Raw genomic sequence first — 25,301 nt, 5'->3', positions numbered from 1 at the left:
CGATGCTGGACCTGCTCAGCGGCTTTGTTGGGGAGCTGCGCAACGCCGGGCTGCCCGTCTCGCTGACCGAGAACCTCGACGCGATGGAGGCGGTCAAGCACATCCCGATCGAGGACCGCGATGCGTTCAAGTATGCGCTGGCCGCCACCATGGTCAAGAACGAGCAACATTGGCGCGCGTTCGAGACGGTCTTCGAGGTCTACTTCTCGCTGCGCGGACCCGAGTACAACGTCGGCGACGAGAACGGCGACGGCGAGTTCGACCCGGACAACCTCGAAGAGTGGATGTCCCAGCAGATGCAGGGCATGGGCGGCCGCGGCGGCGGCCAGGACATGTCCCCCGAAGAGATCGCCGAGATGCTCTTGCGGGCGCTGCTCAACGCGGACGAGGCGATGATGGCCGCGATGGCCCGCGCCGCGGTGACGCAGTTCGCCGGCATGGAACCGGGTCGGCCCGTCGGCGGCACGTACTACCTGTATCGAACGCTGCGGAATCTGGATCTCGACGGGATGCTCGAGCGTCTCATGGACGAGTCGTCCCAGCGCTACGAAGGCGACATGACGCAATTGGCGGAGCGGCTCGAACGCGAGGAGTTCGAGAACCGCATCGAGCAGCTCAAGCGCGAGATCGAAGCCGAGATCCGGCGCCGCCTCGTAGCTGACCGCGGTGTCGAGGCCATGGCCAAGACACTGCGCAAACCATTGCCTGAGGATGTCGACTTCATGCACGCCAGCCGTGAGGAGATGGCCAACATCCGCAAAGCCATCGGGCCGCTGACGCGCAAGCTGGCCGCTCGCCTGGCGCGCAAGCGCAAGCACAAGCGCCGTGGCCCGCTGGATTTCCGTGCGACGATGCGCCAATCGCTCAGCTACGGCGGTGTCCCCGCGGATCCGCGGTTCCGCCATCCGCGCCCCAACAAGCCCGAACTCATCGTTGTCGCTGACATCTCAGGCTCGGTCGCGGCCTTCGCCCGCTTCACGCTGCATCTGGTCTACGCGCTGCAGAACCAGTTCTCCAAGGTGCGCTCGTTCGTCTTCATCGACGGCATCGACGAAGTCACGCATATGTTCCGGAACGAAGAGGACATCACCAACGCAGTGCACCGTGTGAACACCGAGGCGGACGTCGTGTGGGTCGACGGCCACTCTGACTACGGCCACGCGTTCGGCGTGTTCTGGGAGAGCTTCGGCAAGGATGTCAACGCCAAGTCGACGATGATGTTCCTCGGCGACGCCCGCAACAACTACCACTCCACCAATGCATGGGTGCTCAAGGAGTGCCAGAAGCGAGCCCGCTCGGTGTTCTGGCTGAATCCCGAACCCAAGTCCTACTGGGACACCGGTGACTCGGTCATCACCGAATACAGCACCTACACCGACGGCGTCTTCGAGTGCCGCAACCTGCGCCAGCTCGAAGGCTTCGTCGACAACCTCGCCTGATTCGCGCTGCTAGGCAGTGCCGAGCAGTTCAGCGGCCATGAAGGCGAGGTCGAGCGACTGGCGCGCATTGAGTCGCGGGTCGCACATCGTCTCGTAGCGGTCGCCCAACTGGTGCGCAGCGAGATCGTCGCCACCACCGACGCACTCGGTCACGGCATCGCCGGTGATCTCAAGATGCATGCCGCCGGGCCACGTGCCGACGTCGGCATGCACGGCGAAGTACTCACGCATCTCGGCGAGGATGGCGTCGAAATGGCGGGTCTTTGTGCCGTCATCGGTCGCATAGGTGTTGCCGTGCATCGGGTCGCACTGCCACACGACAGGATGACCCGCAGCGATCACGGCCCGCAGAATCGGGCCGAACGATGCCGCCACGTTTCCTGCGCCCATGCGACTGGTGAGCGTCAGCCGGCCCGGTATACGACCTGGATTGAGCGTTTCGCACAGGTCGAGTGCCTCCTGGGGAGTAGCGGTCGGACCGAGCTTGGTGCCAATGGGGTTGTGCACGCCGCGGAGGAACTCGACATGAGCACCGTCGAGCTCCCGGGTTCGCTCGCCGATCCACAGCATGTGTGCCGAGCAGTCGTACCAGTCACCCGTGATGCTGTCGGTACGAGTGAGAGCCTCTTCGTAACCCAGGAGCAGCGCTTCGTGGCTGGTGTACAGCTCAACTTGGCGCATCGCGCTGTCGTCGGTGTCGAGTCCGCAGGCGTTCATGAAGCGCAGCGCGGCGGCAATGCCGTTGGCGAGCGTCTCATAGCGCTGTCCGACAGGGCTCGAAGCCACGAATTCCTGGTTCCAGGTATGCACCTGACGCAGGTCGGCGTACCCGCCGCGGGTGAACGCCCGCAGCAGATTCAGCGTTGCGGCCGACGTGTTGTACGCCTGTAGGAGCCGGGCGGGATCGGGCTTGCGGGACTGCTCGTCAAATGCAATGTCGTTGACGATGTGACCGCGGAAGACCGGAAGCGTGACGCCGTCACGGGTCTCGGTGGCAGAACTGCGCGGTTTTGCGAATTGTCCCGCGATGCGCCCGACCTTCACGATCGGCAGTCCGGCGGAGTACTGCAGCACGACCGCCATCTGCAGGATGACCTTGAGCCGGTCGCGAATCTGGTCCGCTGTCGAGAGCTCGAATGACTCGGCGCAATCGCCGGCCTGCAGCAGAAACGCTTCGCCGGCGCAGACGCGGCCGAGATGCTCGGTCAGTCGCCGTGCCTCGCCTGCAAATACCAGCGGCGGACGTCGCCGCAATTCTGCCAGCGATTCCGCCAGCGCATGAGCGTCGGGCCATTCAGGCTGCTGGCCCGCGGACCGTCCGGCCCATGAGTCTGGACGCCATCCTGGCGCGTGCGGGGACTGGGAGGCGGAGTCGGTAGCCGCGGTGGCAGGCCGAGTCGCTTCAGACAGCGTCTGCGTCGGCATCGATGTCTACGAACTCGCCGTCAGCGGCCAAGCTCTGCAGCTCGTCGACAGCGCGCTTGACGAGTCGACGTGCCGCCTCGGCGGTCACACCCAGCTCTTCGCCGATCTCGCGGTAGCTCCGCTGCTCGCCGTCGATGATTCCGTTGCGACGCGCCACTGCGTAGCGGGCGCGCTTGTCCAGCCGACCCAGCATCGACATGACCATCCCGCGACGGTCAGCTTCGATGGCGAAGTGCTCGGGCCCCGGGGCGTCGTCTCCGATGAGGTCGATCAGCGCGCTGTCGCCGTCATCGCCGACGGTCTTGTCGAGCGACGTGGGCGTGCTGATCCGCTGCAGCCATGCGTTCTCGTCGTCAAGCGAGTCACTGTCGCCGCCATTGTGGCGAAGCGCGGCACGCAGTGTCGCGGAACGGTCTGAAGGCAGACGGATGAGGCTTCCCTTCTGGTCCAGCGCGCGTCCGATGGACTGGCGGATCCAGAACGTTGCATACGTTGAGAACTTGAAGCCACGCCGCCAGTCGAACTTTTCGACTGCGTGCTCGAGGCCCAGGTTGCCCTCCTGGATCAGGTCCAGGAGTTCGAGGGTCGGCGGCAGCGGGTAGCGCCGGGCGATCGAGACGACCAGGCGGAGGTTCGCCCGGATGAAGCGGTCACGCGCAGCAGCGGCGGTCTGAACCGCCTTACGGAAGTCGCGCCGCTCAGCCACGGTCTGCACCTCGTCGCTGTCGAGACGCTCACGGGCGTCGCGGCCCGCCTCGATCTGCTGGGAGAGCATGCGCTCGTCCCCAGCCGTCAGCAGCGCTACCGCGCCGATTTCGTTCAGGTACTGGCCAACAGAATCCATCACACACGCTCCAACCGGCAGGGGGCAGCCGGTTCAGTTACTTGCCTTGCCATACCACCCGGTGGGGGGCACCGGGTATATAGCGCCCTTGTCAGGCCAATTCGACCCGGACTCAGGCGCTCTTGGGGTGGTGCCATCGTCCCGATGGCACCGTGTTTGCTTGTTCGCCCGCCAGCGTTGTCGAACTACGAGAAAATCCCGAAGCCCGGCATCGCACCGCAATCAGTGAATGCACCGTCGGTCCGTCGATATGGGACCATGCAGACCACTGCTGTGGGCGGACAATCAAAACGTAACACACAGCACAGGGCGCGCGCAACAACTGGCACTTTGATGCACGTGCGCACGGAGATTCATGTGGTGTGGGACGCAACCCTACACTGCGACGGTGCCGCCGCGACAAGGGATCTTCGGGGGCACCTTCGATCCGCCCCATGTGGGACATGTCGCCGCAGCAGTGAGTGCGAGGGATCAACTCGGCATTGCGACGCTTTGTGTGGCGGTCGCGAATGACCCTTGGCAGAAGTCGGAGCGGCGCAGCGTGACGCCGGCTCATCACCGATTTGAGATGACGCGGCTCGCGTTCGAGGCGGTCGACGGCATCGAAGTCACTGATATCGAACTGCGGCGAGGCGGACCAACGTTCACCATCGAGACTGTCATCGATCTGGAGCGCCCCGGCACTGAGACGGTGTTGGTTGTGGGGCCTGAAGCCGCCGCAGGCCTGGGGGCCTGGAACCGCGCAGACGAACTGGCTTGCCGTGTGACGGTCGGAATACTCCAGCCACCCGGCCATGAGTTCGGTCACCTCGACGGCTGGAAGACAATGCCGATCGTCATGGCACCGGTGGACGCTTCCGCTACCCGGGTGCGGGAACTGCTGGCTGCCGCCGCTCGTGAACCAGCACGCGGATCCCACGACGCTGTCGCCGACGCCATGCGCGAGGCTGCGCGGATGGTTCCGGATGCCGTGATGAGCTACATCGCGGACCGTGGGCTCTATTCTGCGTGACTGTGGCATCGGTTCCCCAAGCTTCCCCCGCCGGGACGCCCGTCGCCCCCTCCGAGCCGGACAGCTACGAAGACGGCCTTGTGCCCGAAGTCGTGCTCGCAGCGGTGCGAGGTGCTTCGGAAATGTCGGCGGAGCGCATCGTCGTGCTGGAGGTGGGCGATGTGCTCTCCATTACCGATTGGTTCATCATCGCCAGTGCGCCGAACAAGCGGCGGGTTCGGCGCATCGCCGAGTTGATCACTGAGCACGTGAAGACTGCTGGCGGCGACGGACCCATCCGTACCGAAGGCCTCGACGACCCTCAATGGGTCCTGCTTGACTTCGGACTGTTCGTGGCGCATGTCTTCTTGGAGCAGACCCGCGAGTACTACGACCTCGAACGCCTTTGGTCAGACGTGCCGCGTTACGAATTCGGCTGAGCTCACTGAACGAGGATCGCAGAATTCGCTAGCGCGAGAGCGATCCACGTGCGGCCAGGAGTCAGCGCGACAACGGTCCCGCTCGAGGTGCGGAACACCGTGAGATCGCGTTCGGACAAGCGCTCCCACGATCCTTGGAGGACGAGCCCGTTTGTGAAGATCCACGCGTCGCCGCTGCCCGTCAGCTTGGGTTCAGGGGTGGCCCGGTTCGCGGGGCTTTGGCCATAACTGACGAATTGGACGATCACATTTTCCGGCGCGACGCGCACACCCTCGAAGTCGGTGTGATCTCTGCCGTTCTGTGTGCGGGCCCATCCGCTCAGCAACGGGTCCCAACGGTACGACGCCTCGATCTGGCCGAAGTCGATGTCGACGCCGCGGACCGACTGACCCCCGATGACCGGCTGGCCCCCATCGCGGAATCTGAGGAAGTTCGGGGGGTCGCCGCCGCCGTCGGCCCCTGCGGCGTAGATGCGGGCAGTGTCGGTGACCAGATTGTGCGGAGCAGACTTGGACGACGATCGCTCGAACACTCCCTTGGCGAGCGCGCCTCCGTCGGTGATGTTGACAGCGTCGACGCGACGGAGCGCTCGCGACGTGTACGCGTTGGCGCCCGAGTTGACGAAGATCGGCCAGTTGAGGTTCGACAGGAGCGCAAAGTCGCCGGTGCGTGCGGATCGGACGGGACCGACCATGTCGGCGTTCTGCGAGTGGAAGATTGCGGCGAACCTGGTGAGGCGGGCTTCGACGATTTCCTCGTAGACGACATCGGCGCGGTTGATGCCCCACTGGGGAAGGGCTCTCGGGTGGTTGTCGATCTTGACGACGGCTGCCGGGCGGGTCAGCTCAGCGAGGACCGCGAGACCGGTGAACTGTGCGGTGAATTCGGGCGCAGCGGTCGTTGTGGGTACGGGCTCAGCGACTTCTTCGGTCGTCGCCGGCGCGGCGGAGACAACCGAAGCGTTCTCTGGTGTGTCCGCAGGCGCCTGGGCGACATCGGTGACCGCCGGAACGTCAGTTTCCGAGGTCGTCGCGGACTCCGCGAGCGTGGTCTTTGGCGCTCTTATGCTGGAACACGCAGCAGCGGTGAACAGGAGCAGAGCGCACACGATGACGAGATGATGCCGGGTTGTCGCGGCCACGCGATGGCTGTCGAATGGTTCGCGAACACGGTCCAAGGTTCTGCTCCTGCTGATGTGCAGTTGGGCCACCGCGGCCATCGGGGCGATCATCCAGAGTATCGGTTGCCTGCTGCGCCGGGATGGCACCGTGACGTCGTCCAAGTGCAGCTAGAACACGTCGACGCGCCGTATGGCGGCTGCCGCTGCAAGGATGCCTAGGATGTGCGCGCCCGGCGCTGGTTCGACGGCAGCGACGACAGCTCGGAGGATTGCTGAGGTGATGCACGCCGCCGTTGATAGACCGCTGGCGGCTGCGGTGACGAGCACGACTGCCGGGCATGTCGGGTTCGACTCGATCCCGTGACGACGCTGGTCACCGGCGGCGCCGGGTACGTCGGCAGTCACACGGTGGCAGCGCTGGCGGCCGCTGGCCACGACGTAGTGATTCTTGACGATTTCTCGAACGCACGGCGCGACCTCGTCGGTGCGCTGCGCTCATTGACCACCCAGAAACTGGAAGTCGTCGAGGGAGACGCCGGGGATCGTGCGACGGTCGACGCCGTGTTCGACGCATATCGCATCGAGTCGGTCGTTCACTTCGCAGCGCACAAGAGCGTGCCGGAATCGGTGGCGGAGCCGCTGCGCTACTTCAGAAACAACCTCATGTCGACGCTTACGCTTGCTGCGGCGGCGGTCGAGCGGCAGGTCGGGCGGTTTGTGTTCAGTTCGTCTGCCGTCGTGTACGGCACTCCCGCGGCACTGCCGGTCACCGAGGAGACACCGACCGAGCCCGAGAGTCCGTACGGCGCTACCAAGATCATGTGTGAGCGCGTGCTTTCCGACGTCGCATCCGCCTCAGGCATGCAGGTCGTCATGTTGCGCTACTTCAACCCCGTCGGAGCGCATCCAACCGGAATAATCGGGGAAGACCCGCCCGGTGAAGCGACGAACCTCGTTTCTGCCGTGATGCGCGTCGCGGCGGGAACGTTGGACAAGTTCGAGATCTTCGGTGGCGACTATCCGACGCGCGACGGCACCGCCATTCGCGACTACATCCACGTGATGGATCTCGCTGATGGCCACCTCGCGGCGCTCGCAGCCAATCTCGGCGAGCGACCCAGTCGGATCTTCAACCTCGGTACTGGAGTCCCCACGACGGTGCTCGAAGTCGTCGCAGCGGCGTCGGAGGCAGCGCAGCGCGCGATTCCCTTCGAGATCGTTGCTCGCCGTCCGGGCGACCTCGGCGCGTCCTGGGCGGACTGCAGTCGAGCCGCCCGAGAGCTGGAATGGCAAGCACGCCGAGGACTGAACGAGATGCTCGAAGACCATTGGCGCTTTGTGAGCGGGCGCAGCGATCGGCAGCACTGAGGACGAACCTCGTCAACCGAGCGGCAGCGGGCGCGTCACCCCAGGTCGGTCACTCGATCATCTCGCGTGCGGAGATGAGGGTGTACTCCTTCCCGGCAGCCAGCGGTTTCGCCAGCGCGCCGTCGGGAACGAACTCGGGGATCCGATCGTTACGCACGAGGATCACGTCGGACGCACGCACTTTGTCCAGGTTGCTCTCATCGAGCATCCACACGGGTCGGTCGAGGTAGTACGAGATCCAACGCGGTGTCCAGATGCCCGAGGTGAACCAGACAAGATCTGCCTCGGCCACCTCAGGAGCGCCTCGTGCTTGCTCGAGCACCGCGCCCGCATCGGCGGGTCGTGTCAGATAGAAGTCCCGCGTCGATCCGGTGACGACGAAGAACAGCGTTGTTGCGGCAACGGCGCTCATGAGCAGGCCAAGCGGCAGTCGGAGCCTCGCAGCGCGTCCCCGCAGCGCCCGCCGGACGGCATCGGCGAGTGCGGCGATGCCGATGGTTACGGGCGCCATCCAGGGGAAGTTCCACAGGCGGTGGATCCAAGCGCCCTGCTGCAATGCAAACGTCATCGATGCAGCGACGGCGAGTGTGATGAGCAACGGTCCCCGGGAACGTCGGTCGACGACACCGACGACGAGAGCGGGGAACACCAGCAGTCTGAGCCACCAAGAGGTCAGCAGCTCGTGGCTGGCATTCGTCCACTGGCGCGCCAAGAACTCTCCGAAACTGAATTGCCGCTGCTCGGCCGCTGTCGAGACGTCATTGCCGGTGCGGAAGGCGACTCGCTCGCTGAGCTCGGAGATGTCGGTCGCATTGAGCAGCCACGCCGCGGTCAACAACCCGCCGATCACGGTGCCGGTCACCACGGCGGTCAGCGCGGGCGACCAGGTCCGCCTGAGCATGTGCCGCAGTCCGCGCGGCCCCGACGGCGAGTCGGCCCGGCCGGTTCGGTCTCGCTGCACGCCGCCGAAAAACAGCCAGATCAACAGGAGGCCGACAGCAGCGATGGCGATCCAGGAGTGCATCGCCGTGAGCGCGGCGAGAACTGCCGCTCCCCACAGGGCCCAGCGGGGAGGACGCTCGGCTTGACGCAACCAAGCCACAGCTGCGGTCAATGCCAGCAGCAGAGAGAAGCTGATGCCGACGCGCGCATAGACATAGAAGAACCCGGTGCTCACGAACGCAGCGAGAGCGACCAGCGTGGGGCCCCACCGGAAGCCGACTGCTCGCAGCAACGCGGCCATGAACGCCACTGTTGCGGCGCCGATGAGGAAGTCAGTGATGCGGATTGCCGTCAGGTTGTCGCCGAACAGTCCCACGGATCCGATGGTGATGAACAGCTTCAGCGGGGGATGATGCGCGTACGTGACCGCGGCAGGCGGCGGATCGGTGCGTGGCGGTACGTCGTACTCGGCCCGGATGAACGGCTCGGTCCCTGCACCGAGCCGGGACTCGATCGGGCCGAGTTCCCAGAAGTTGCGCGCCTGAATGCCTGCTCGTCCGAAGATTCGGCCGTCGTCGCTGTTGCCGAGCGGGAGGTTCAGGTCTGGCGCCCACAGGGCGAGCACGCCGATGCAGATGAACACCACGACGGTCCAGCCCGAGCACGGACGAGCCAAGGAGCCTCGAGGGAGCATGAGGGATCTTTCGGTTCGCGGTCGCCGCACCCACCGCACGAAGGGTCGCAGCGTAGTATCGGCCTGATGGCAGTCCCGCAGCGGCACCGACTGCCGGACGCCACGGCCCCCAGCACTGAGCGACGTGTTTCGTCCAACCATGCACACCTCGTGACGTCGGCGGCGCGGGCGGAGGGGGATCCGTCGAGCCTTCGGGGATTCCGGTTCCTCTACCTCGTCGATGCGGTGACGCTGTTCGGCTTGATGGTGGCAATCACCGTTGTGCGTTTTGGTCTCGACTGGCCGACGTACCCGTGGACTCACTACGTGATCGGCTTCGCCGTCGCCACCGCCTTGCACATGGCCGTCTATTACTTCGGCGGGCTGTACGAGTATGAGCAGCGCTTGGGGCATCGGCCGTGGCTGCCGCGCGCCATGCTGCTCACGTTCATGGCGGTGGGCGGCGATGCCACCGTCACGCTGTTGACCGGTCGGTACCTGATGCCGCGGGCGAACCTCGTGGTGCTCGCTGTGGCAGCGAGCATGCTGATCTCGTTCAATCGCTGGGCGGCGCGGCGTGGGCGGCTCCTGCGCACCGGCAGGCCGCGGATGTTGCTGGTCGGCACGCCCTCCGACATCAGCTCAGCCCGCGAGCACCTCGCAGATGCTGAGCCTGATGCAGTCGTCGCCGGCTGCCTGAACGACCCCGCATCGATCCTCGACGAGGCAGACCGAGTGGGCGCCACCGAGTTGCTGCTGCTGTCGGGCCAGCCCCTTGACGCCATCTACCCAGAGCCGCTCGGTGAGTTGGAGTTTCGCCGCATCAGCGTGTTCCGCCGCATCACGCCAGCCGACACGCTGCTGGGACTGCAGCGCAGCCGTCAGATCGGCGGCATGCCGTTCGTGGCCCTGCGAGCGCACGCCCTGCCAATCTGCCGCCTGCGTTTCAAGAGGTTGCTCGATATTGCGTACCTGCTGCTGCTGGCGTCATTCGCGCTGCCTCTCGCAGCAGCCGTTGCCGCGTACGTGAGGATCGTCGGCGGTCGGGATGTGCTGTATCGCCAGGAGCGCGTGGGCCGCGGCGGAGTGCCGTTCGTGCTGCTGAAATTCCGCACGATGACCCGCGACGCCGAACGGAACGGACCGGTGTTCGCCGTCTCGAACGACCCACGGGTGATCCGGGGCATGGGGTGGTTGCGCAGCACGCGGCTGGACGAGCTGCCCCAGCTCTGGAACGTGCTGAGGGGCACCATGTCGCTGGTCGGGCCCAGGCCCGAGCGGCCTCAATTCGTCGCCCGGCTGGAGCATGAAATTGCCGGATACGGCCGCCGCCACGATGTCCCGCCCGGCATCACAGGGTTGGCGCAGACTCAGGGTCACTATCAAACCGATCCCGGCTACAAGCTCGGGCACGACCTCCAGTACGTCGTCAACTGGTCGCCGGTCCTCGACTGGGAAATCATGGCAAAGAGCCTCGTCGTCATGGCCCGCCGCACAGCCCGGTGAAGTTGCGTCGTGCCCGAATCGAGCACGTCATCGGCTTCGTTTCACCCGCGTAGGTACTCTGTCCTGATGGCCGATTTGGTGATTCGGAATGGGAGCGTCGTCGACGGGAGCGGCGACCCGCCGCGGATGGCGGATGTGGCCATCAATGACGGTGTCGTGGTCGAGGTCGGGGGCGTTACTGGTCGCGGCCGCCGTGAGATCGATGCCGACGGACATCTGGTAATCCCGGGCTGGGTCGACATTCACACGCACTACGACGGCCAGGCCACCTGGGATCCCGAGATGACACCGTCGTCGTGGCACGGAGTAACCACGGCGGTCTTTGGTAATTGCGGCGTCGGGTTCGCTCCGGTGCAGCCCGGCACCGAGGACTACCTGATCAATCTGATGGAAGGCGTCGAGGACATCCCCGGCACGGTTCTGGCAGAGGGCATGGACTTCTGCTGGACCAGCTATCCGGAGTACCTCGACACGCTCGAGCGCACGCCACGGGTCATGGACATCGGCAGTCAGCTGCCGCACGGGGCGCTCCGTTTCTTCGTCATGGGTGAGCGCGGCGCCGACCACGCTGAGGTGCCGAGCCCTGACGAGTTGGAACGCATCGAGTCGCTGGTTGCAGAGGCGCTCAACGCGGGAGCGCTCGGATTCACCACCAGCCGCACCACCAAGCACAAGACGGCAGACGGGCGTCTCACGCCGTCGCTGTCCGCCGGTGATCCCGAGCTTGCGGCCGTGGCCCGTGGCATGCGCGCCGCCGGCGCTGGGGTGCTCCAGGTGAACTCCGATTTCGGCCCAGGCGAATTCGCGCACCTGCGTGCGGCAGCGGAGCTCTCCCGTCGGCCGCTGTCGGTGCTGCTTCTGCAAGTCGATCGCTCGCCCGAACTGTGGCGCGAGACGCTGGCGGACATTCGATCTGCAAACGCGGCAGGAATAGCGGCCAACGGGCAGGTCGGCTGCCGACCGATCAGCGTTCTGCTCGGGCTCGACGTGTCGGTCAATCCGTTCGGCAACCATCGTGCATACCGTGATATCGCGCACCTGCCGACGCTTGAGCGGGCCCGGAGGCTGCGCAACGACGAGGCCTTGCGATCTGCGCTGGTCAACGACCGGCCAGCCGACGCATTCAGCAAGTGGATGGACTACGCACTGACTCGCGCATCCGAGCTGGGCAAGGTGCCGGACTACGAGCCCGACCCGCGTGACACGGTGGCCGCACGCGCCGCCGAACTCGGCGTCAGCGTGTGGCAACTGGCACTGGATCTGCTGTCAGAAGGCGATGGCGGGGGACTGCTGCTGTTCCCGTTCGAGAACTACACCGGCGGCAGTCTCGATGTGATTCGGGAAATGCTGGCCGACCAGCACACGATCTGCGGGATCGGCGACGCAGGAGCCCATGTCGGCACAATCTGCGATGCGTCGTATCCGACGTACTTGCTGACGCATTGGGCGCGCGACCGCACGCGCGGCGAAGGGCTTCCGCTGGAATTCCTCGTTCACAAGCAGACCCGGGGCAATGCGCTCGCCTATGGCTTGGCAGACCGGGGCTTGCTGGCTCCGGGCTTCCGCGCGGACATCAACATCGTCGACTTCGATGCCCTCGGCTTGGATCGACCGAAACTCGTCTATGACTTGCCGACTGGCGGCAAGCGGCTGGTGCAGCGTTCGAGCGGCTACCGGCACACCTTGGTGGCCGGTGTCGAAGTGTCTTCGGACGGCGAGTTCACCGGTGAGCGCCCCGGCCGGCTCGTCCGTGGCGCCCAAGCAGAACCTGCGAACAGTTGAAGCTGTGAGCCAGGTATCGGCACCTGGCCCTGCTTCCGGCGAGCAGGCCCTCCCGCTCGCCAGCTTTGTCGCGCTTGACCTGACCATTGCCCGCGCAGGTCCCACGGCTGTGCGCCAGCTGGCGGACTGGGGCGCCGACGTGATCCGGGTCGACGCACCTGGCGGCAGCTTCGAGGAAAGCCGCGAGCCGTCGCCCGACCATCTCAACATTCATCGAAACAAACGCTCTCTGGTCATCGACCTCAAGCACCCCTCAGGCCGTGAGCTCCTGCACCGATTCGTGAAATCGGCTGATGTGCTGATCGAGAACCTGCGACCAACGGTCAAGTACCGGCTGGGCTTCGATTGGGAGACCCTGCACTCGCTGAACCCGGCACTCGTCATGGGCTCGATTTCCGGCTTCGGTCAGGAGGGTCCCTACGCAACTCGCGGCGGCGTCGACCAGATTGCTCAGGGCCTCGGCGGGATGATGGCGGTCACTGGCTTGCCGGGGCACGGCCCAGTGCGAGCCGGTGTGGCAATCAGCGATGTGACTGCCGGGTTGCAGTTGGCCATCGGCGTGCTGGTGGCGCTGATCGAGCGATCCCGCACCGGCCTCGGCCGCTGGGTGCACACATCGCTGCTCGAGTCGATGATTGGCATGCTCGACTTCCAAGCCGCTCGCTGGACTGTGGCAGGGGAGGACCCGCCACAGGCTGGCAACGACCATCCCACAATGATCCCGATGGGGACCTACTCCGCAGCCGACGGGTATATCAACATCGCCGCGCCCGGAGGCCGCCTGTGGCAGGCGTTCTGCGCAGAGATCGGTTGCCCGGATCTGCCCGACGACGAACGCTTCTTGTCGACGAAGTCGCGCTCGGCCAACCGGGCTGAATTGAACGCCATCATCGGCGAGCGGCTCGCTGGCGCCACCTGCGACGAGTGGGTCGAGCGGTTGAATGCCGTGGGCATCCCGTGCGGGCGCGTCAACACTGTTGCCGAGGCGTTTGCCGACCCGCAGGTTCAGCACCTCGCCATGGCCGCGCCGGTGCATCACCCGACCGCAGGAGACATTCGCATCGTGCGCAATGCCACCCAGATTGACGGGGTGCCGGGCGATATTCGCCGACACAGCCCGATCAAAGGCGAGCACACGGACGAGATCTTGGCTCAGTTCGGCCTGCGATCCGATGAGATCGCTGCCCTGCGAGACAGCGGAGCTGTGCGCTAGCTCGCATCCGTGGGCCAGTTGCCCGGTACAACGCACCTACGGGCGGTGATCCCAAAGGACCACCGCCCGGAAGTGCGCAGGTCTGCGTCGTCAGGGTCTGTCTCAGATCCGGAGATCCGAGATGTCAGACGCCGGCGGCAGCCTCGAAGCCGGTGTCAAGGTCGGCGATGATGTCGTCGATGGTCTCGATGCCCACGGACAGCCGGACAAGGTTCGGCTCGACGCCCGTGTCGGACTGCTCTTCGGGGGTCAGCTGGCTGTGCGTCGTGCTGGCCGGATGGATCGCCAGGCTGCGCACGTCGCCGATGTTGGCAACGTGGCTGTGCAACTGCAAGCTCTCCACGAATTTCTGACCTGCCTTCACGCCGCCTTCGATGCCGAATCCCAGGACCGATCCCGCACCCTTGGGCAGGTACTTGCGTGCCCGCTCGTTGTACGGGTTCGACTCCAGGCCCGCGTAGAGCACCCATTCGACCCGCGGATGAGCTTCGAGGTATTGCGCAACCTGCGCCGCGTTCGATACGTGACGCTCCATGCGAAGCGACAGCGTCTCGATGCCCTGCAGGAACAGGAAGGCATTCATCGGAGAAACCGCGGCGCCGATGTCGCGCAGCAGTTGCACCCGGGCCTTCAGAATGTATGCGCCAGCGCCCAGGGCGGGCCAGTAAGCCAGTCCGTGGTAGCTCGGATCGGGCTCGGTGTACATCGCATGACGTCCTGAGGCGCCGAAGTCGAACGTGCCTCCGTCGACAATCAGCCCGCCGATTGAGGTGCCGTGACCACCGATGAACTTGGTGGCCGAGTGCACCACGATGTCCGCGCCATGTGCCAAGGGCTGGCACAGGTACGGGGAGGGAACCGTGTTGTCCACGATGAGCGGAACGCCAACACTATGGGCGACTGCCGAGACACCCTCGAAGTCCAGGATGTCGTTCTTCGGGTTGCCGATGGTCTCGCCGTAGAAGGCACGCGTGTTGTCTCGCGTCAGTGAGCGCCACTCGTCGAGGTCGTCGGGGTCGTCCACGAAGGTGACCTCGATGCCCATCTTCGGCAGCGTGTAGTGGAACAGGTTGTACGTGCCTCCGTACAGCGACGGGCTGGCCACGATGTGGTCGCCGGATTCAGCCAGGTTCAGAATCGCCAGCGTCTCCGCAGCTTGTCCCGACGACACTGCCAACGCTCCGGGCAGTCCGACCGCGGTGCGCACGCCGCCCTCGAGCGCGCTGATGCGCTCCTCAAGCACGTGCTGGGTCGGATTCATGATCCGCGTATAGATGTTCCCGATCTCCGCCAGACCGAACAAGTTCTGAGCATGCTCGGAGCTGTCGAACGTAAATGACGTTGTCTGGTAGATGGGTACGGCGCGGGCGTTGGTGGCGCTGTCAGGCGACTGGCCCGCGTGGATCATTCGGGTTTCGAAACCCCATTGCGCGTTTGAGTCCGTCTGTAAATCGCTCATGGCGATCTCCGTTTCTGTCGCCCCATGAGGCGGGCTGTGCCTTACTCAACGGTATTGCCGAGCGGCAGCACTGTAGCGGTAAAAGCCGACCAAATAGGTCGGATTTTCTGTGACAGATCGGTGTCGGAATACTTGGCGGCTGTTTCGGAGTCCCGATGGCGTCCGAATTCCGCTTCAGAAACCCGTCTGTTTGTCCACGACGCCTTCGAGCGGGCGACCCTCGCGCAGCGCCGTCAGATTGCGGCAGAAGCGCTCCAGGTTTCGCCGTGCGCGGTGCTGGCTGGCGCCAGCCGTGTGCGGCGTCATGACGCAGTTGTCGAATCCCCACAGCGGGCTGTCGGCAGGCAGCGGCTCGACCGGAGCAACATCGAGCGCGGCACCGCCGATCCGATTCTCGGCCAGCGCCCGCTCCAGTGACGGCCCGTCGATGATCTCGCCGCGGGTCACGTTCAGCAGGATTGCCCCATCGGGTATCAGGGCGAACATGTCGTCGTCGAACATCGTCCTGGTCGCGTCGGTAAGGGGCAGGCCGACCGCCAGCACGTCGCTCGTGGCCACGATGTCGCGCAGCGACTCAGGCCCGCCGACGGTCTCAACGCCCTCGCCGGGCGTGACTGGATACAGGTCCATTGCCTGCACGTTCATGCCGAAGGCGACGGCACGGCGGGCGATATGCCGACCCGTGCCGCCGAATCCCAGGATGCCCATGGTCAGGCCTTCGAGCTCCAGTTCGCTGTAGCGCATCCGTTCCCGGTGGTCGTTGTCCCATCCGTCGGGACCGAGTTTCACGGCCGTTGCGATACGCCTGACCAGCGCCAGCAGAAGGCCGAAAGCGTGATCTGCGAGGTGGCTGCCGACCAAGCCCTTCTCGCCGGTGAGCACGACTGCGCTGTCGAGGAACTTCGGGTACATGAACATGTCGACGCCTGATGCGGTCGCATGGATCCAGCGCAGATTCGGCGCCGCATCGAACAGCCACTCGGGCACGATGCCGAGAATCACCTGTGCCTCTGCCGCCAACGGAACGCCGTCGCGTGGCCGGTCCACGATGTTGACCACGGCATCTGGCCCGGCTACGGCACGGATCGCGGCCTCGTCGGCTTCGCTGACGTCGGGCAGGGTCAGAGTCTTGGTGACGAGCACGTTGAGCGGCCCGTCGGGCATGTCCAGGATGGTCGGTCCGGGTACTGCGGAACTCATGAGATGACGGCCTCCACGCTTCCGATGCCGCTGTATGTGGTGGTCCAGTGTTGGCCCGGCTCAGCCCGGAATCGGGCATAGGAACCAGTGATGACGCACTGGTCTGGCTCGAGTGCCAGACCGTAACGGTGCAGCGTGGCGGCAAGCCGGGCGATGGACAGGTAGGGGTTGTCGACCTCATCGGCGGCGATGCAGCTGAAGCGCTCTTCGCCGTCGCACGAGACTGTCACCACGCAGCGGTCGAGATCTTCAGCGGGTGGGGTGGCAACGCCGGAGCCTCGCACGATGGCCCAGTTCGTCAGGCTGTCGGCGACCAACATGGCGAGGCTCCCCTCGACGCCGATCCGCGCCTCGTTCACTTCGTAGCCAGCGCACACCCCCGAGATTCGGGCTGGTACCGAAGCCGGATCGACATCGTCACCGGCGATGAGTTCGCCGATCACGAAGCACATCTCGGGCTCGATGCTCACCTTGTTGATGTCTGCTGAGGGGAGTGCTGCGGGAGAGCTGAGCACACGGTTGACGTGCCCGAACGGCCGGTCGTCGATGCCGACCGCCGTACGCGCCCGATCTGAGGTGAGCCCCACCTTCCAGCCTGTATGGGAAGCACCGTTCGCGAGGGCTCGGCGCTGCATCTCGCACTGGATGGCGAGCCCGTCCTCGAAGCCCAAGTCGGCGAACGCCGCAGTGGGCGGGTCACCGCCGTTCGCGTAGTAGTCCGAGAGCGCGTCTGCCGCGCTGAGCTGGGCGGCGCTGAGCTGTCGTGGCGGAGTCACAGCGGCGCACCTTAGAGGCTGCGCGGATAGGTGAGCCCGCTGTGGAGGCGGCAGGGCCCTCTGCTCCGGGAATCCTGCAGGTTCCAACCTCGCAGAGTTCCCTGCCGCCTCCACAGCGATGACGTTTGTGCCTATCCGCTGGTGCGCTCAGATCATGAGCAGCCCGTGAGTTCAGATGTCCGAGGTCGTCCTTCCCAGCCCATGGCGCTCGCCGTAGAGTGAACTCATGAGGTTGCAGCTAGCGCTCAACGTGGACGACATCGATAAGGCCGTCGACTTCTATTCGCGGTTGTTCGGCGCAGAACCTGCCAAGCGGCGTGAGGGTTACGCCAACTTCGCCATCGACGAGCCGCCGCTGAAGCTGGTGCTGTTCGAGTCGCCGGGCGATGGCGGCTCCATCAATCACCTGGGAGTGGAGACTGAGTCGGCCCGCGAGGTGGAGCAAGCCCATGCACGCATGAGCGACGCCGGCATCACCACTTCGACCATCGACGAGACCATGTGCTGCTACGCGGAGAAAGTGGAGACGTGGACAACCGATCCGCACGGCATCGAGTGGGAGTGGTATGTGAAGCAGGGCGACGCCGAGGTGATGCAGAACGTCGTGCTGTCGCGCCGCGGCGACGGCATGAGGCGGGACGGCCACAGCGAAGAAGCTTGCTGCGCCTGACGGTGCGCACCAGCTCCCTGTACTGATTTGCCGGTTGCGCCAGAGCGCTAGTGGGGACGTGAAGCGGTTGGGACGAGCAGTCGGTGCGGCTGCGCTGACGGCCGCGCTTCAGGATTGAGGCCGCCGCTCGCGCAGCAAGAGTTCTTGGGCGATCGTCGCGACGTGGCTACCGTCAGGTGCGAACAGGTTGCCCACGGTCATCCCGCGGGCGCCCGTGAGGCCGTGACAGTCGAATTGGTACAGATGCCATTCGTCGGCCCGCATGGGACGGTGGAACCACATGGCGTGGTCCAGCGATGCACCCATGAACGTCTCCTGGTACCGCTCGCGGGTCACCTGCAGGGGATGCAGCGATCGAGCGGCGTTGAACTGAATCGCGTCGGACGTGAACGCCAGTCCGCAGATGTGCAGGCGGGGATCGTCGTCGATCGGGTCGACGATGCGTACCCAGCCCATCGACTGGCCGGCCCCGGGATAGCTGACCAGCGGTCGGCGCTCCATGATCCAGGGCCACCGTTCCTCGTCGACGTTGCGGCAGTCGTCCGGGTCGGGGGCCAGCGGGATGCGTGCCGTTTGCACTTGGGCATCCTGCTCGGCAACGTGAAATGAGCACGACAGATTCAGGATTGCGCCACCGCTTTGCCGGGCGACGACGGCACGTGTGCAAAACGACCGCCCGTTGCGCAGCCGGTCGACCTCGTAGCGAACAGGCTCGTCGAGCGTGCCGCCGCGAATGAAGTACGCGTGGACCGAATGCGGCACGAACGCCTCGTCCACCGTTTGGAATGCCGCCCACAAGCCTTGAGCAATGACCTGGCCGCCATAGATGCGACCCCACGAGTACTCGGGGCTCACTCCGACGTAGGTGTCCGGGCCGTGTTCCTCGAGGAACATCACCTCGCTGTAGGTGGTGGGGACTTTGCTCATGCAAGAGCGTGTCTACAGCATTCCCTTTCGGGAATCGCGCCAAGGCACATCGCGGTCGAGGCGGGGTTCGCCGGGGAGGCCGAGCACCCGCTCGCCCAAGATGTTGCGCTGGATCTCGTCGGTACCGCCCCGGATCGACATCGACGGTGCCGTCACTGTCTCGATGTAGCCGTGGCCGTCCTCGAGCATGCCCGTAGCGTCGGCGGCGCGATTTGCCAGATAGGCACGCCGTTTGTACGACCACACTGTCCTGAGCTTCGCACCGCTGCCGGCCGGCCCTGGACTGCCACCCGAACGGGCCTCGTCGGCCGCCCGCTGCGCCGTCCAGCGTGACGCCATGTCTGCGGCGTACACCGACATCGCCTCGGCTCGCCGGACGTCGCCGCCCAGGGCTTCGAGTTCGACCAAATCGGCGATCCATGGCGGGACACGGGCTCCCCGCTTCGCGCCATCACCGCCGCCCCTGCTGCCGGCCCCGGCCCGCTCGTGAGAGAGGATCGTCATGGCAACCCGCCAACCCTCGCCCACGTCGCCGACGCGCCACTCGTCACCCACGACCGCGCCGTCCACGAACACTTCGCTGAAGTGGGCGTCGTTGTTCATCTGCCGCAGCGGACGCACCTCCACATCAGGCGTGCCCATCGCGACGACGAACATCGTGAGTCCTTTGTGCTTGGGCTGTGCGGGGTCGGTGCGAGCCAGGCAGATTCCCCACTCCGCCCACATCGCGCGGCTGGTCCACGTTTTCTGGCCGCCCAAGCGCCACACATCGCCGTCCCGCTCGGCGCTCAGGGCCACGTTGGCGAGGTCGTCGCTGCCTGCTCCCATCGAGGTCAGCCGAGTCTGGTCGGTGCGGCGTTCGAGCAGGCTGTCGAGGGCCGTTCGAATGTCGTCGGCAGCGAGGCCGGCCGCCGCTTCCGACGAGGGCTCCGCCATCAGCTGCGGGTGAAGTTTGGCGTGCGGCGTTCGTTCATGGCGCTGACGCCCTCGCGCCAGTCGTTGGTGGTGCGCAGGCGGTCCTGCTCGGCCTTCTCGTTGTCGGTTGCAGCCTTGATGGCGTCCGCCAGGTGACCGCGCATCGTGTTGCGGATGGACTCGACGGCCAGCGGCGCCGAACCGGCGATCTCGCATGCGAAGTCGTAGGTGGCCTGGCGCAACTCGTCGAGCGGTACGAGCTTGTCGGCCAACCCGATCTCGACGGCTTCGTCGCCCTTCACACGCCGACCGGTGTAGAGCAGCTCCAGCGCCTGCTGGTTGCCGACCAGCAAGGGCAGCGTGACCGTGAGACCGAAACCGTGATGAAAGCCCAATCGGGCAAAGTTGGCAGTGAAGCGAGCCTCGGGGGCGGCGATGCGGAAGTCCGGGAAGCAGGCCACGCCGAGGCCGCCGCCCACCGCTGCGCCCTGGATGGCGCCGACCACTGGCTTGTGCTTGGAGAACAGATCAAAGGCGGCGTCGTAGAGATGGCGCGGGCTGCCGTCGGCGTTCGTGGCCGTGATCTCACCGCCCCGGTGGCCGTCGGAGCCAAATTGGGCGCCCGCACAGAAGTTCTTCCCCTCAGAGCACAGCACGCTGGCCCGGCAGCCATCCTCCTCGTCTAGATCGCCGAACGCGGCGACAAGACCGTCGATCAGCTCGAGGTCGAAGAAGTTGTGCGGCGGTCGCTGGATCTCCACGATCGCTACGTGGTCGTCGCTTAGCTTGACCGAGATATCCCCGTACTGGCCGAATTTGTCAAGGGTGCTCTCATCCATGCGGCGAGCGTAGATGCGCCGCCCCCGGAGCGCTCGTCTGGTAGCAACCGCGGCCCGCACCCCGGCATCAGTTTGTGAGGCTAGGTCACTGCCAAGCCAGCACCTGTGGTGAACGCGGCGCTGTTGTTGTGCGAAGCGACGCGAAGTCGTCGACATCCGAAGTCAGGATGTCGTGGCCGATTCGCTCCGCCACGACGTAGAGATGCGCGTCGACCACGTCGGCGGTGTCCGATCTGCGAAGGGCCTCGCCCACCATGGCAACGTCGCCCGGCAGGAAGGGATGCAGCGTCATTGATCGGAGCGCCCGTGCGAGGCGGGCTTGCCGACTGCCGTCGCGCCACACTTGCGCCGCGACTGCAGTGGTCGTGTGGAGCGGCTCGGCGAGCCGATCAGCGTTGGCTAGCAGGGCTTTGCCGGTCTCAGTGCCGCGATCAATCGCGATGAGCACACCGGCGTCGAGGATCACCGATTGAAGTAGCGCTGCCGCATCTCGGCAACCATGTCTTCATCGACAGGGCCTGACTCGGCCTCCCAGTCATGCAGCAGCGATCTGAGCGCTGCACGCTGCGCCTGTTCCTCGGCAAGCCTGCGGATGCCATGCCTGATGACGCTCGACTGGTCGCCGTACTCGGGCACCAACTGGGCCAGCAGGCGCCGGTCCTCGTCGCTCAGGCGGATCGTCGTCGTCCCGCTCATACTGATATCGTAGTACGTCTGTAGCACGCCTACTCCCGATTTCCCAGCCGACTGAACTGATGGGTCGGCATCGAGCACGCTCTGCGATCATGGTTCCCCAAGAGCATCCCGATCAAGCCGTTTTGCCACGCCCTCGCGCGACGCGTATGCGGTGCGGCCGCCTTGGGCAGATTCCCGGAGCGCGGTGAAATCGTCAGCGTCGGCAGTTTGGGATGTCAGGACCACAGGACCGAGATCGGCACTGCCGTGATGCGGTCGGCGAGGTCGAAGGCGTCGCGCCCGGTGTGCATCACGATGCTTGCGACGGCGTGCTCGTCCATCGAGGCGCGCAGCCTCTGGAGGTGCCGAGCGATTGACCGCTGAATCTCAAGCGGCTGGGATGCGGATGGTCTCGAAGTGGCTGCGGCCAGCGTCGATCAGCGGATGAGGTTTCTCGCTGCACACGACGTAGAGCGCGTCCCGGGCGCGGGTCATAGCGACAAAGAGCTTGGTGGTGGCAAGCGCCTCTGCATCGGCGCGTTCGGAGGGCGGAAGCTTGCTGGAGGCCGTGAACGGCCACGCACCGTGCGACACTCCGAGCAGAAAAACGACCTTGAATTCCAGCCCCTTCGCTCTATCGAACGTCCCCACCCTGACCTCTTCGGTTGCCTTGCCGGCGAAGTCTCTGAGGTTGATACAGCTCAGGCCTGCCTGCTTCAATGCCGAGATCGCGGCGTCGACTTGCTTGTTCGTGGCCGCGAAGACGCCAAAGTCACCCAGACCCAGCGCCGGGTTCGATGAGGCGAGCTGAGTGACTTCGCTCACCACATATCGGCGCTCCTCTCCTTGATCCGCGACGATCACGAGGCGCGGCGGCACACCGTCGTTGCGGCGAGTTTCCCTGTGTGCATCGGCGCGTCTTCGCGTCCGCGGTGACATCGCCGACTCGTCGTCGGTCTGCTCGCTGAGATCGGCAATTTCTTGCGTGCCGGTGCAGGCCATGGCTGCTTCGATGATCTGACGCGTGTTTCTGTAGTTGAAGTTCAGCGATTCGCTGCGGCCTCGAACTTCGACGCCCGCATCGCTCAGCGCGAATCCTCCCGGATAGACACGCTGCGCTGCATCGCCGACGATCAGCAGTGAGTTCTGTCCGAGCACCAAGCGGTGCCCATCGCCGGTCTCGGACGGGACGCGCTCGGCCACCAACGCGCACAGCAGCTCAAGGCCGATTTGGGTGAGGTCCTGCGACTCGTCGACAAGCACGGCGCGGTATCGCGGCTGCGGCAGCGACCGCACGTAGTCACGTGCCCGGCGGATGCGGTCGTCGAAGTGTTCGAGACTCTTTTCCACCATCATTTCGCGCCATGCGAGATGGAGGTCCCACATCTGTTGACGTAGGGGTTGTTGGAATGCAACCTCGCGGCCGTGGCGCCTGACCTTGCGATAGGTCTCCAAGTCTCCGATGTCACGACCGATGATGACCCTGGTCACCTCGTCGCGGAGGTAATCGTCGGAGACTCCTAGCGCGTGCAGCGGCGAACCGGGGTGAACCACGTCGAGTTTCGCCCGCGCGAACGTGCTCTTCCACTGCGCTTTGTTGACGTTCGCCTGAGGGCCACCGAGATGTTCGTCGATCTCCTGGCATAAGCCCTTCGCAAGCTCGTCGATGTTCGTGAACTCGACCGTTCCCTCCACGGCCGTGGGCAGCCTCGAATACAGGCTCTCAAGCACGGGCGGCAGACTTCGAATGAAGGTCGTGAACAGGATCGGAAGCGGGCCGTCGTCGAATATCTCCGCATCGGGCGGATGCTTGGCGAGCCAGGCTGCCCGGTGCAGCGCGACGCTGGTCTTGCCAGTACCGGCTGAGCCGCTCACGCGAGCCGGCCCGTTGAAATGGCGTTCCACGATCTCCTGCTGCGCCGGGTGCAGGAAGATCATCCAGTCTTCGACAGGAGCTTCGGCGAGACGTTTCACCTCGTCGGCGTTCAGCGTGATCGACAACGCCGAGGCCGCGCCGCGTTCGGTGATGTCCAGCGCGAACTGCTTAACGGCTGCTTGCTCGGCGGCGGTCAGTTGATCGCTGCGCCATCTGTCGGGATGGATCTCGTGCAGTTCAAACAAGAGTTCGAGCAGCGAACGCCGCAGCTCGGCGTCGTCATCGCCTGGCCAATGGCGCAACAGCACCTCGTCGCCGTCGGCATCGGTGGCGCGGACCAGCGCCGCCGCCTGATCAGCAGTAAGGCCGCCGAATCCGTCCCGCACCTTGAACACGTCGAGCACATCAGCGGCAGTCCACATCCACAGCAGCGGTCGTTGCGGTTCGTCCTGCGTCGGGCGGGACTCCTGGATCTCCTGGACGTACGGGTTCGGCTTGGCGTGGCGCTCGGTCGACGGCGGGACATCTGTCTCGGCTTGATCAGCTGGTTCCTCTGGCGCCTGTTCCGATCGGGGTGTGCTGCCCTGCAGAAGCCTGGCCTTCTTGTATGCCTCGTCGTGGTGACCGGCATGGAGAAATTGGCACTCGTTTCCGTCGGGGAGGAGCACGATGCGCAGCTTGTCCGACGCCCGAATCGACGACAGAGGGCCACTTGGCCCCTTGACGTGCAACTTTTCGAAATTGAGTCCAGGCAATCCGGGATTCTCCGCGAAGCGTGCCATTGCGTCATACACGCGGAATTGTTCGTCCTTCGTCAGCTTGGCAACCGAATCACGGAATCCGGGCGCGACACGTAGGCATGGGGCAACCTGCGCAGATGCGTTGGGCACGGTCGGCAAGTGTAGGACCCGTGTGGTTGACCTTCCGGACGACGGTGACACGCGCTGCGGCCAACCTCAGGGTCGGCGAACTCCATCGGTGGTTGCAAGTGAACGGTCATGATGGCCGTTGCCAACATATGCAGCCGACCGATGGAGGTGTCGAGTATGGCTGCGAGGCTGAGTTTGGATGAGCGGGTGTTCATCGAGTCGTCGCTGGGGGCGGGCCGCCGACGTCGAGGACCGCTCGCAGCCAGGCCACTGGGACCGCGACCTCATCGTCGGCAAAGCGAACCGCACCGCCGCGGTCACCCTCGCCGAGCGCACCAGCCGCTACACGGTCACCGCGGCGCTGCCCGACGGCTACAGCGCGCCCCAGGTCGCCGCCGCGGTCACCGCGGCGCTGGGCCGCCAGCCCGCAGCGCTCGTGCGCACCCTCACCTGGGACCAAGGCCGCGAGATGGCCCGCTGGGCCGACGTCGAAGCAGCGCTCGGCATCGAGGTGTTCTTCTGCGAGCCGCGCTCGCCGTGACAGCGACCCACCAACGCACTGCTGCGCCGATGGCTCCCCAAAGGCACCAGCCTCGACATCGCACAGCTGCGGCTCTCGGTCATCGAGGACAAACTCAACCACATGCCCCGCCGACTCCACCACTGGGCATCAGCACACGACATCTACACTCAACTCACTTGCAACCACCGATAGAGCTTGCCGCGCTACCCCTGCGGCACCCGACCAGGAGACGGCCGAGAGCGTCAACCTCACCGACCTGATGCACGCAGGCCTCATACGTGCGGGCGAACTACTCGTCCCCGCCGACCCCGAGCGCGACACCATCGCCGAGATCACCGAGGAAGCCCTGATTGTCGTTGACGAACATGGTTATGACTCGCCGCAGCGCGCTGCACGTGCTGACGGCGATGAGCATTCTGACGGCTGGGCCTACTGGATACTGGCGGAGCGAGAGCCACCGTGCAGTCTGCGCTCGCTTGTCGAGCAGCTTGACGGGTGACCCCGTCAAGCCCATACAGATCAAGCCGATCCAGCAGTTCCGCCATGCTGGGGTCATGGTGAGCGACGACGCACTTACATTGCCAGGACTTCGTCTCTGACGAAGTGCAACCGGACGACGCTGGGACGGGTCGATGCCTCGTCGAAGTAGCACTCAACCGTTTCGCGGATGTTGTCGCGCATCTCCTCGATCGTCTCCGCTTGGGTGTGAATGCCATAGACGAGTGCGCGGGCGGAGTATCCGCCGTCGACTTCGTCATCACTGACCTCGAAGATGATCTCGGAATTCATCGGCGGCACAACCACCTCCCTGCCGACACCTGTCACCAC

General features: G+C 65.2%; 23 protein-coding genes and 1 pseudogene. 10 read left to right on the top strand and 14 right to left on the bottom strand.

Going from position 1 to position 25,301, the window contains the following annotated elements:
• Nucleotides 1–2: 2 nt before the first annotated feature.
• Nucleotides 3–1,439: a vWA domain-containing protein gene (locus ACQY5K_RS05700; protein WP_428120872.1), complete on the top strand. Its 1,437-nt coding sequence runs from the start codon at nt 3–5 to the stop codon at nt 1,437–1,439.
• 9 nt (nt 1,440–1,448) lie between these two features.
• Here ACQY5K_RS05700 and ACQY5K_RS05695 read toward each other — a convergent pair whose 3' ends face one another.
• Both ACQY5K_RS05695 and ACQY5K_RS05690 read right to left on the bottom strand, forming a co-directional pair.
• Nucleotides 1,449–2,864, bottom strand: coding sequence for a class II 3-deoxy-7-phosphoheptulonate synthase (locus ACQY5K_RS05695; protein WP_428120870.1), 1,416 nt, complete (start codon nt 2,862–2,864; stop codon nt 1,449–1,451).
• Nucleotides 2,842–3,708, bottom strand: coding sequence for a sigma-70 family RNA polymerase sigma factor (locus tag ACQY5K_RS05690; protein WP_419922808.1), 867 nt, complete (start codon nt 3,706–3,708; stop codon nt 2,842–2,844). The genes ACQY5K_RS05695 and ACQY5K_RS05690 overlap by 23 nt, the downstream gene beginning before the upstream one ends.
• Nucleotides 3,709–4,096: 388 nt before the next feature.
• Between ACQY5K_RS05690 and ACQY5K_RS05685 the strand changes: the two genes are divergently transcribed.
• Together ACQY5K_RS05685 and rsfS are read left to right on the top strand one after the other, a co-directional pair.
• On the top strand, nt 4,097–4,720 hold the full coding sequence (locus ACQY5K_RS05685; RefSeq protein WP_428120867.1) for a nicotinate-nicotinamide nucleotide adenylyltransferase: 624 nt from the start codon (nt 4,097–4,099) through the stop codon (nt 4,718–4,720).
• Nucleotides 4,721–4,722: 2 nt separating this feature from the next.
• Nucleotides 4,723–5,139 (top strand): ribosome silencing factor, encoded by a 417-nt coding sequence (gene rsfS, locus ACQY5K_RS05680; protein WP_428120865.1) that lies wholly within the window; start codon nt 4,723–4,725, stop codon nt 5,137–5,139.
• A 2-nt stretch (nt 5,140–5,141) separates the two neighbouring features.
• Here the strand turns inward: rsfS and ACQY5K_RS05675 are convergent, their stop codons facing one another.
• Nucleotides 5,142–6,359 (bottom strand): DUF3048 domain-containing protein, encoded by a 1,218-nt coding sequence (locus ACQY5K_RS05675; RefSeq protein ID WP_428120862.1) that lies wholly within the window; start codon nt 6,357–6,359, stop codon nt 5,142–5,144.
• Nucleotides 6,360–6,620: 261 nt separating this feature from the next.
• Between ACQY5K_RS05675 and galE the strand changes: the two genes are divergently transcribed.
• A complete protein-coding gene (gene galE, locus ACQY5K_RS05670; RefSeq protein ID WP_428120859.1) occupies nt 6,621–7,628 on the top strand; it encodes a UDP-glucose 4-epimerase GalE in 1,008 nt (335 codons plus the stop codon).
• 49 nt (nt 7,629–7,677) lie between these two features.
• Here galE and ACQY5K_RS05665 read toward each other — a convergent pair whose 3' ends face one another.
• Nucleotides 7,678–9,264, bottom strand: coding sequence for a hypothetical protein (locus tag ACQY5K_RS05665; protein ID WP_428120857.1), 1,587 nt, complete (start codon nt 9,262–9,264; stop codon nt 7,678–7,680).
• 66 nt (nt 9,265–9,330) lie between these two features.
• Here ACQY5K_RS05665 and ACQY5K_RS05660 point away from each other — a divergent pair, with 66 nt between their 5' ends.
• The 3 genes from ACQY5K_RS05660 (at nt 9,331) to ACQY5K_RS05650 (ending at nt 13,744) form a co-directional block, all read left to right on the top strand.
• Nucleotides 9,331–10,749 (top strand): sugar transferase, encoded by a 1,419-nt coding sequence (locus tag ACQY5K_RS05660; RefSeq protein ID WP_428120855.1) that lies wholly within the window; start codon nt 9,331–9,333, stop codon nt 10,747–10,749.
• Nucleotides 10,750–10,815: 66 nt separating this feature from the next.
• Nucleotides 10,816–12,531: an N-acyl-D-amino-acid deacylase family protein gene (locus tag ACQY5K_RS05655; protein WP_428120853.1), complete on the top strand. Its 1,716-nt coding sequence runs from the start codon at nt 10,816–10,818 to the stop codon at nt 12,529–12,531.
• Nucleotides 12,532–12,535: 4 nt separating this feature from the next.
• Nucleotides 12,536–13,744 carry a CaiB/BaiF CoA transferase family protein gene (locus ACQY5K_RS05650; protein ID WP_428120850.1) on the top strand — a complete coding sequence of 403 codons (1,209 nt, stop codon included), beginning with the start codon at nt 12,536–12,538 and terminating at the stop codon, nt 13,742–13,744.
• Between the two features lie 124 nt (nt 13,745–13,868).
• On the opposite strand, the gene ACQY5K_RS05645 is transcribed toward ACQY5K_RS05650, so the two are convergent.
• From ACQY5K_RS05645 to ACQY5K_RS05635, 3 genes are all read right to left on the bottom strand, one after another.
• Complete coding sequence (locus tag ACQY5K_RS05645; RefSeq protein ID WP_428120848.1) at nt 13,869–15,203, bottom strand: bifunctional o-acetylhomoserine/o-acetylserine sulfhydrylase; 1,335 nt, start codon at nt 15,201–15,203, stop codon at nt 13,869–13,871.
• Between the two features lie 174 nt (nt 15,204–15,377).
• Entirely contained in the window at nt 15,378–16,403 is a 1,026-nt protein-coding gene (locus ACQY5K_RS05640; protein WP_428120845.1) for a D-2-hydroxyacid dehydrogenase, read from the bottom strand.
• Nucleotides 16,400–17,179 carry a 2-keto-4-pentenoate hydratase gene (locus ACQY5K_RS05635; RefSeq protein ID WP_428120843.1) on the bottom strand — a complete coding sequence of 260 codons (780 nt, stop codon included), beginning with the start codon at nt 17,177–17,179 and terminating at the stop codon, nt 16,400–16,402. The genes ACQY5K_RS05640 and ACQY5K_RS05635 overlap by 4 nt, the downstream gene beginning before the upstream one ends.
• A gap of 226 nt (nt 17,180–17,405) precedes the next feature.
• Between ACQY5K_RS05635 and ACQY5K_RS05630 the strand changes: the two genes are divergently transcribed.
• A complete protein-coding gene (locus ACQY5K_RS05630) occupies nt 17,406–17,849 on the top strand; it encodes an ArsI/CadI family heavy metal resistance metalloenzyme (RefSeq protein ID WP_428120841.1) in 444 nt (147 codons plus the stop codon).
• A gap of 108 nt (nt 17,850–17,957) precedes the next feature.
• Here the strand turns inward: ACQY5K_RS05630 and ACQY5K_RS05625 are convergent, their stop codons facing one another.
• The 6 genes from ACQY5K_RS05625 to ACQY5K_RS05600 all read right to left on the bottom strand — a co-directional run bounded on the left by ACQY5K_RS05625 (nt 17,958) and on the right by ACQY5K_RS05600 (nt 23,971).
• Nucleotides 17,958–18,776, bottom strand: a complete 819-nt coding sequence (locus ACQY5K_RS05625) for an acyl-CoA thioesterase (RefSeq protein ID WP_428120838.1) — start codon at nt 18,774–18,776, stop codon at nt 17,958–17,960.
• Between the two features lie 12 nt (nt 18,777–18,788).
• The gene (locus tag ACQY5K_RS05620) at nt 18,789–19,712 is read right to left on the bottom strand and encodes an acyl-CoA dehydrogenase family protein (RefSeq protein WP_428120836.1); all 924 of its coding nucleotides are present in this window, start codon (nt 19,710–19,712) and stop codon (nt 18,789–18,791) included.
• Entirely contained in the window at nt 19,712–20,530 is an 819-nt protein-coding gene (locus ACQY5K_RS05615) for an enoyl-CoA hydratase/isomerase family protein (protein ID WP_428120834.1), read from the bottom strand. The genes ACQY5K_RS05620 and ACQY5K_RS05615 overlap by 1 nt, the downstream gene beginning before the upstream one ends.
• 85 nt (nt 20,531–20,615) lie before the next feature.
• Nucleotides 20,616–20,996: a PIN domain-containing protein gene (locus tag ACQY5K_RS05610; RefSeq protein WP_428120831.1), complete on the bottom strand. Its 381-nt coding sequence runs from the start codon at nt 20,994–20,996 to the stop codon at nt 20,616–20,618.
• Entirely contained in the window at nt 20,993–21,226 is a 234-nt protein-coding gene (locus ACQY5K_RS05605) for a ribbon-helix-helix domain-containing protein (protein WP_428120829.1), read from the bottom strand. Before ACQY5K_RS05605 ends, ACQY5K_RS05610 begins: the two co-directional genes overlap by 4 nt.
• A 366-nt stretch (nt 21,227–21,592) precedes the next feature.
• Nucleotides 21,593–23,971, bottom strand: coding sequence for a 3'-5' exonuclease (locus ACQY5K_RS05600; RefSeq protein WP_428120826.1), 2,379 nt, complete (start codon nt 23,969–23,971; stop codon nt 21,593–21,595).
• 178 nt (nt 23,972–24,149) lie between these two features.
• Here ACQY5K_RS05600 and ACQY5K_RS05595 point away from each other — a divergent pair, with 178 nt between their 5' ends.
• Together ACQY5K_RS05595 and ACQY5K_RS05590 are read left to right on the top strand one after the other, a co-directional pair.
• Nucleotides 24,150–24,491, top strand: a complete 342-nt coding sequence (locus ACQY5K_RS05595) for an IS30 family transposase (protein WP_428120824.1) — start codon at nt 24,150–24,152, stop codon at nt 24,489–24,491.
• Between the two features lie 196 nt (nt 24,492–24,687).
• Nucleotides 24,688–24,972, top strand: a pseudogene (locus tag ACQY5K_RS05590) (hypothetical protein); the annotation flags it as partial.
• Between the two features lie 74 nt (nt 24,973–25,046).
• Here the strand turns inward: ACQY5K_RS05590 and ACQY5K_RS05585 are convergent.
• Nucleotides 25,047–25,298 (bottom strand): type II toxin-antitoxin system HicB family antitoxin, encoded by a 252-nt coding sequence (locus ACQY5K_RS05585; protein WP_428120822.1) that lies wholly within the window; start codon nt 25,296–25,298, stop codon nt 25,047–25,049.
• Between the last annotated feature and the right edge of the window lie 3 nt (nt 25,299–25,301).

The sequence above is a fragment of the Candidatus Poriferisodalis sp. genome (assembly GCF_965262965.1).
GTDB lineage: Bacteria > Actinomycetota > Acidimicrobiia > Acidimicrobiales > Poriferisodalaceae > Poriferisodalis.
Note: the sequence above shows the minus strand (reverse complement) of the source record. Positions and strands in the feature narration are given on the sequence as shown.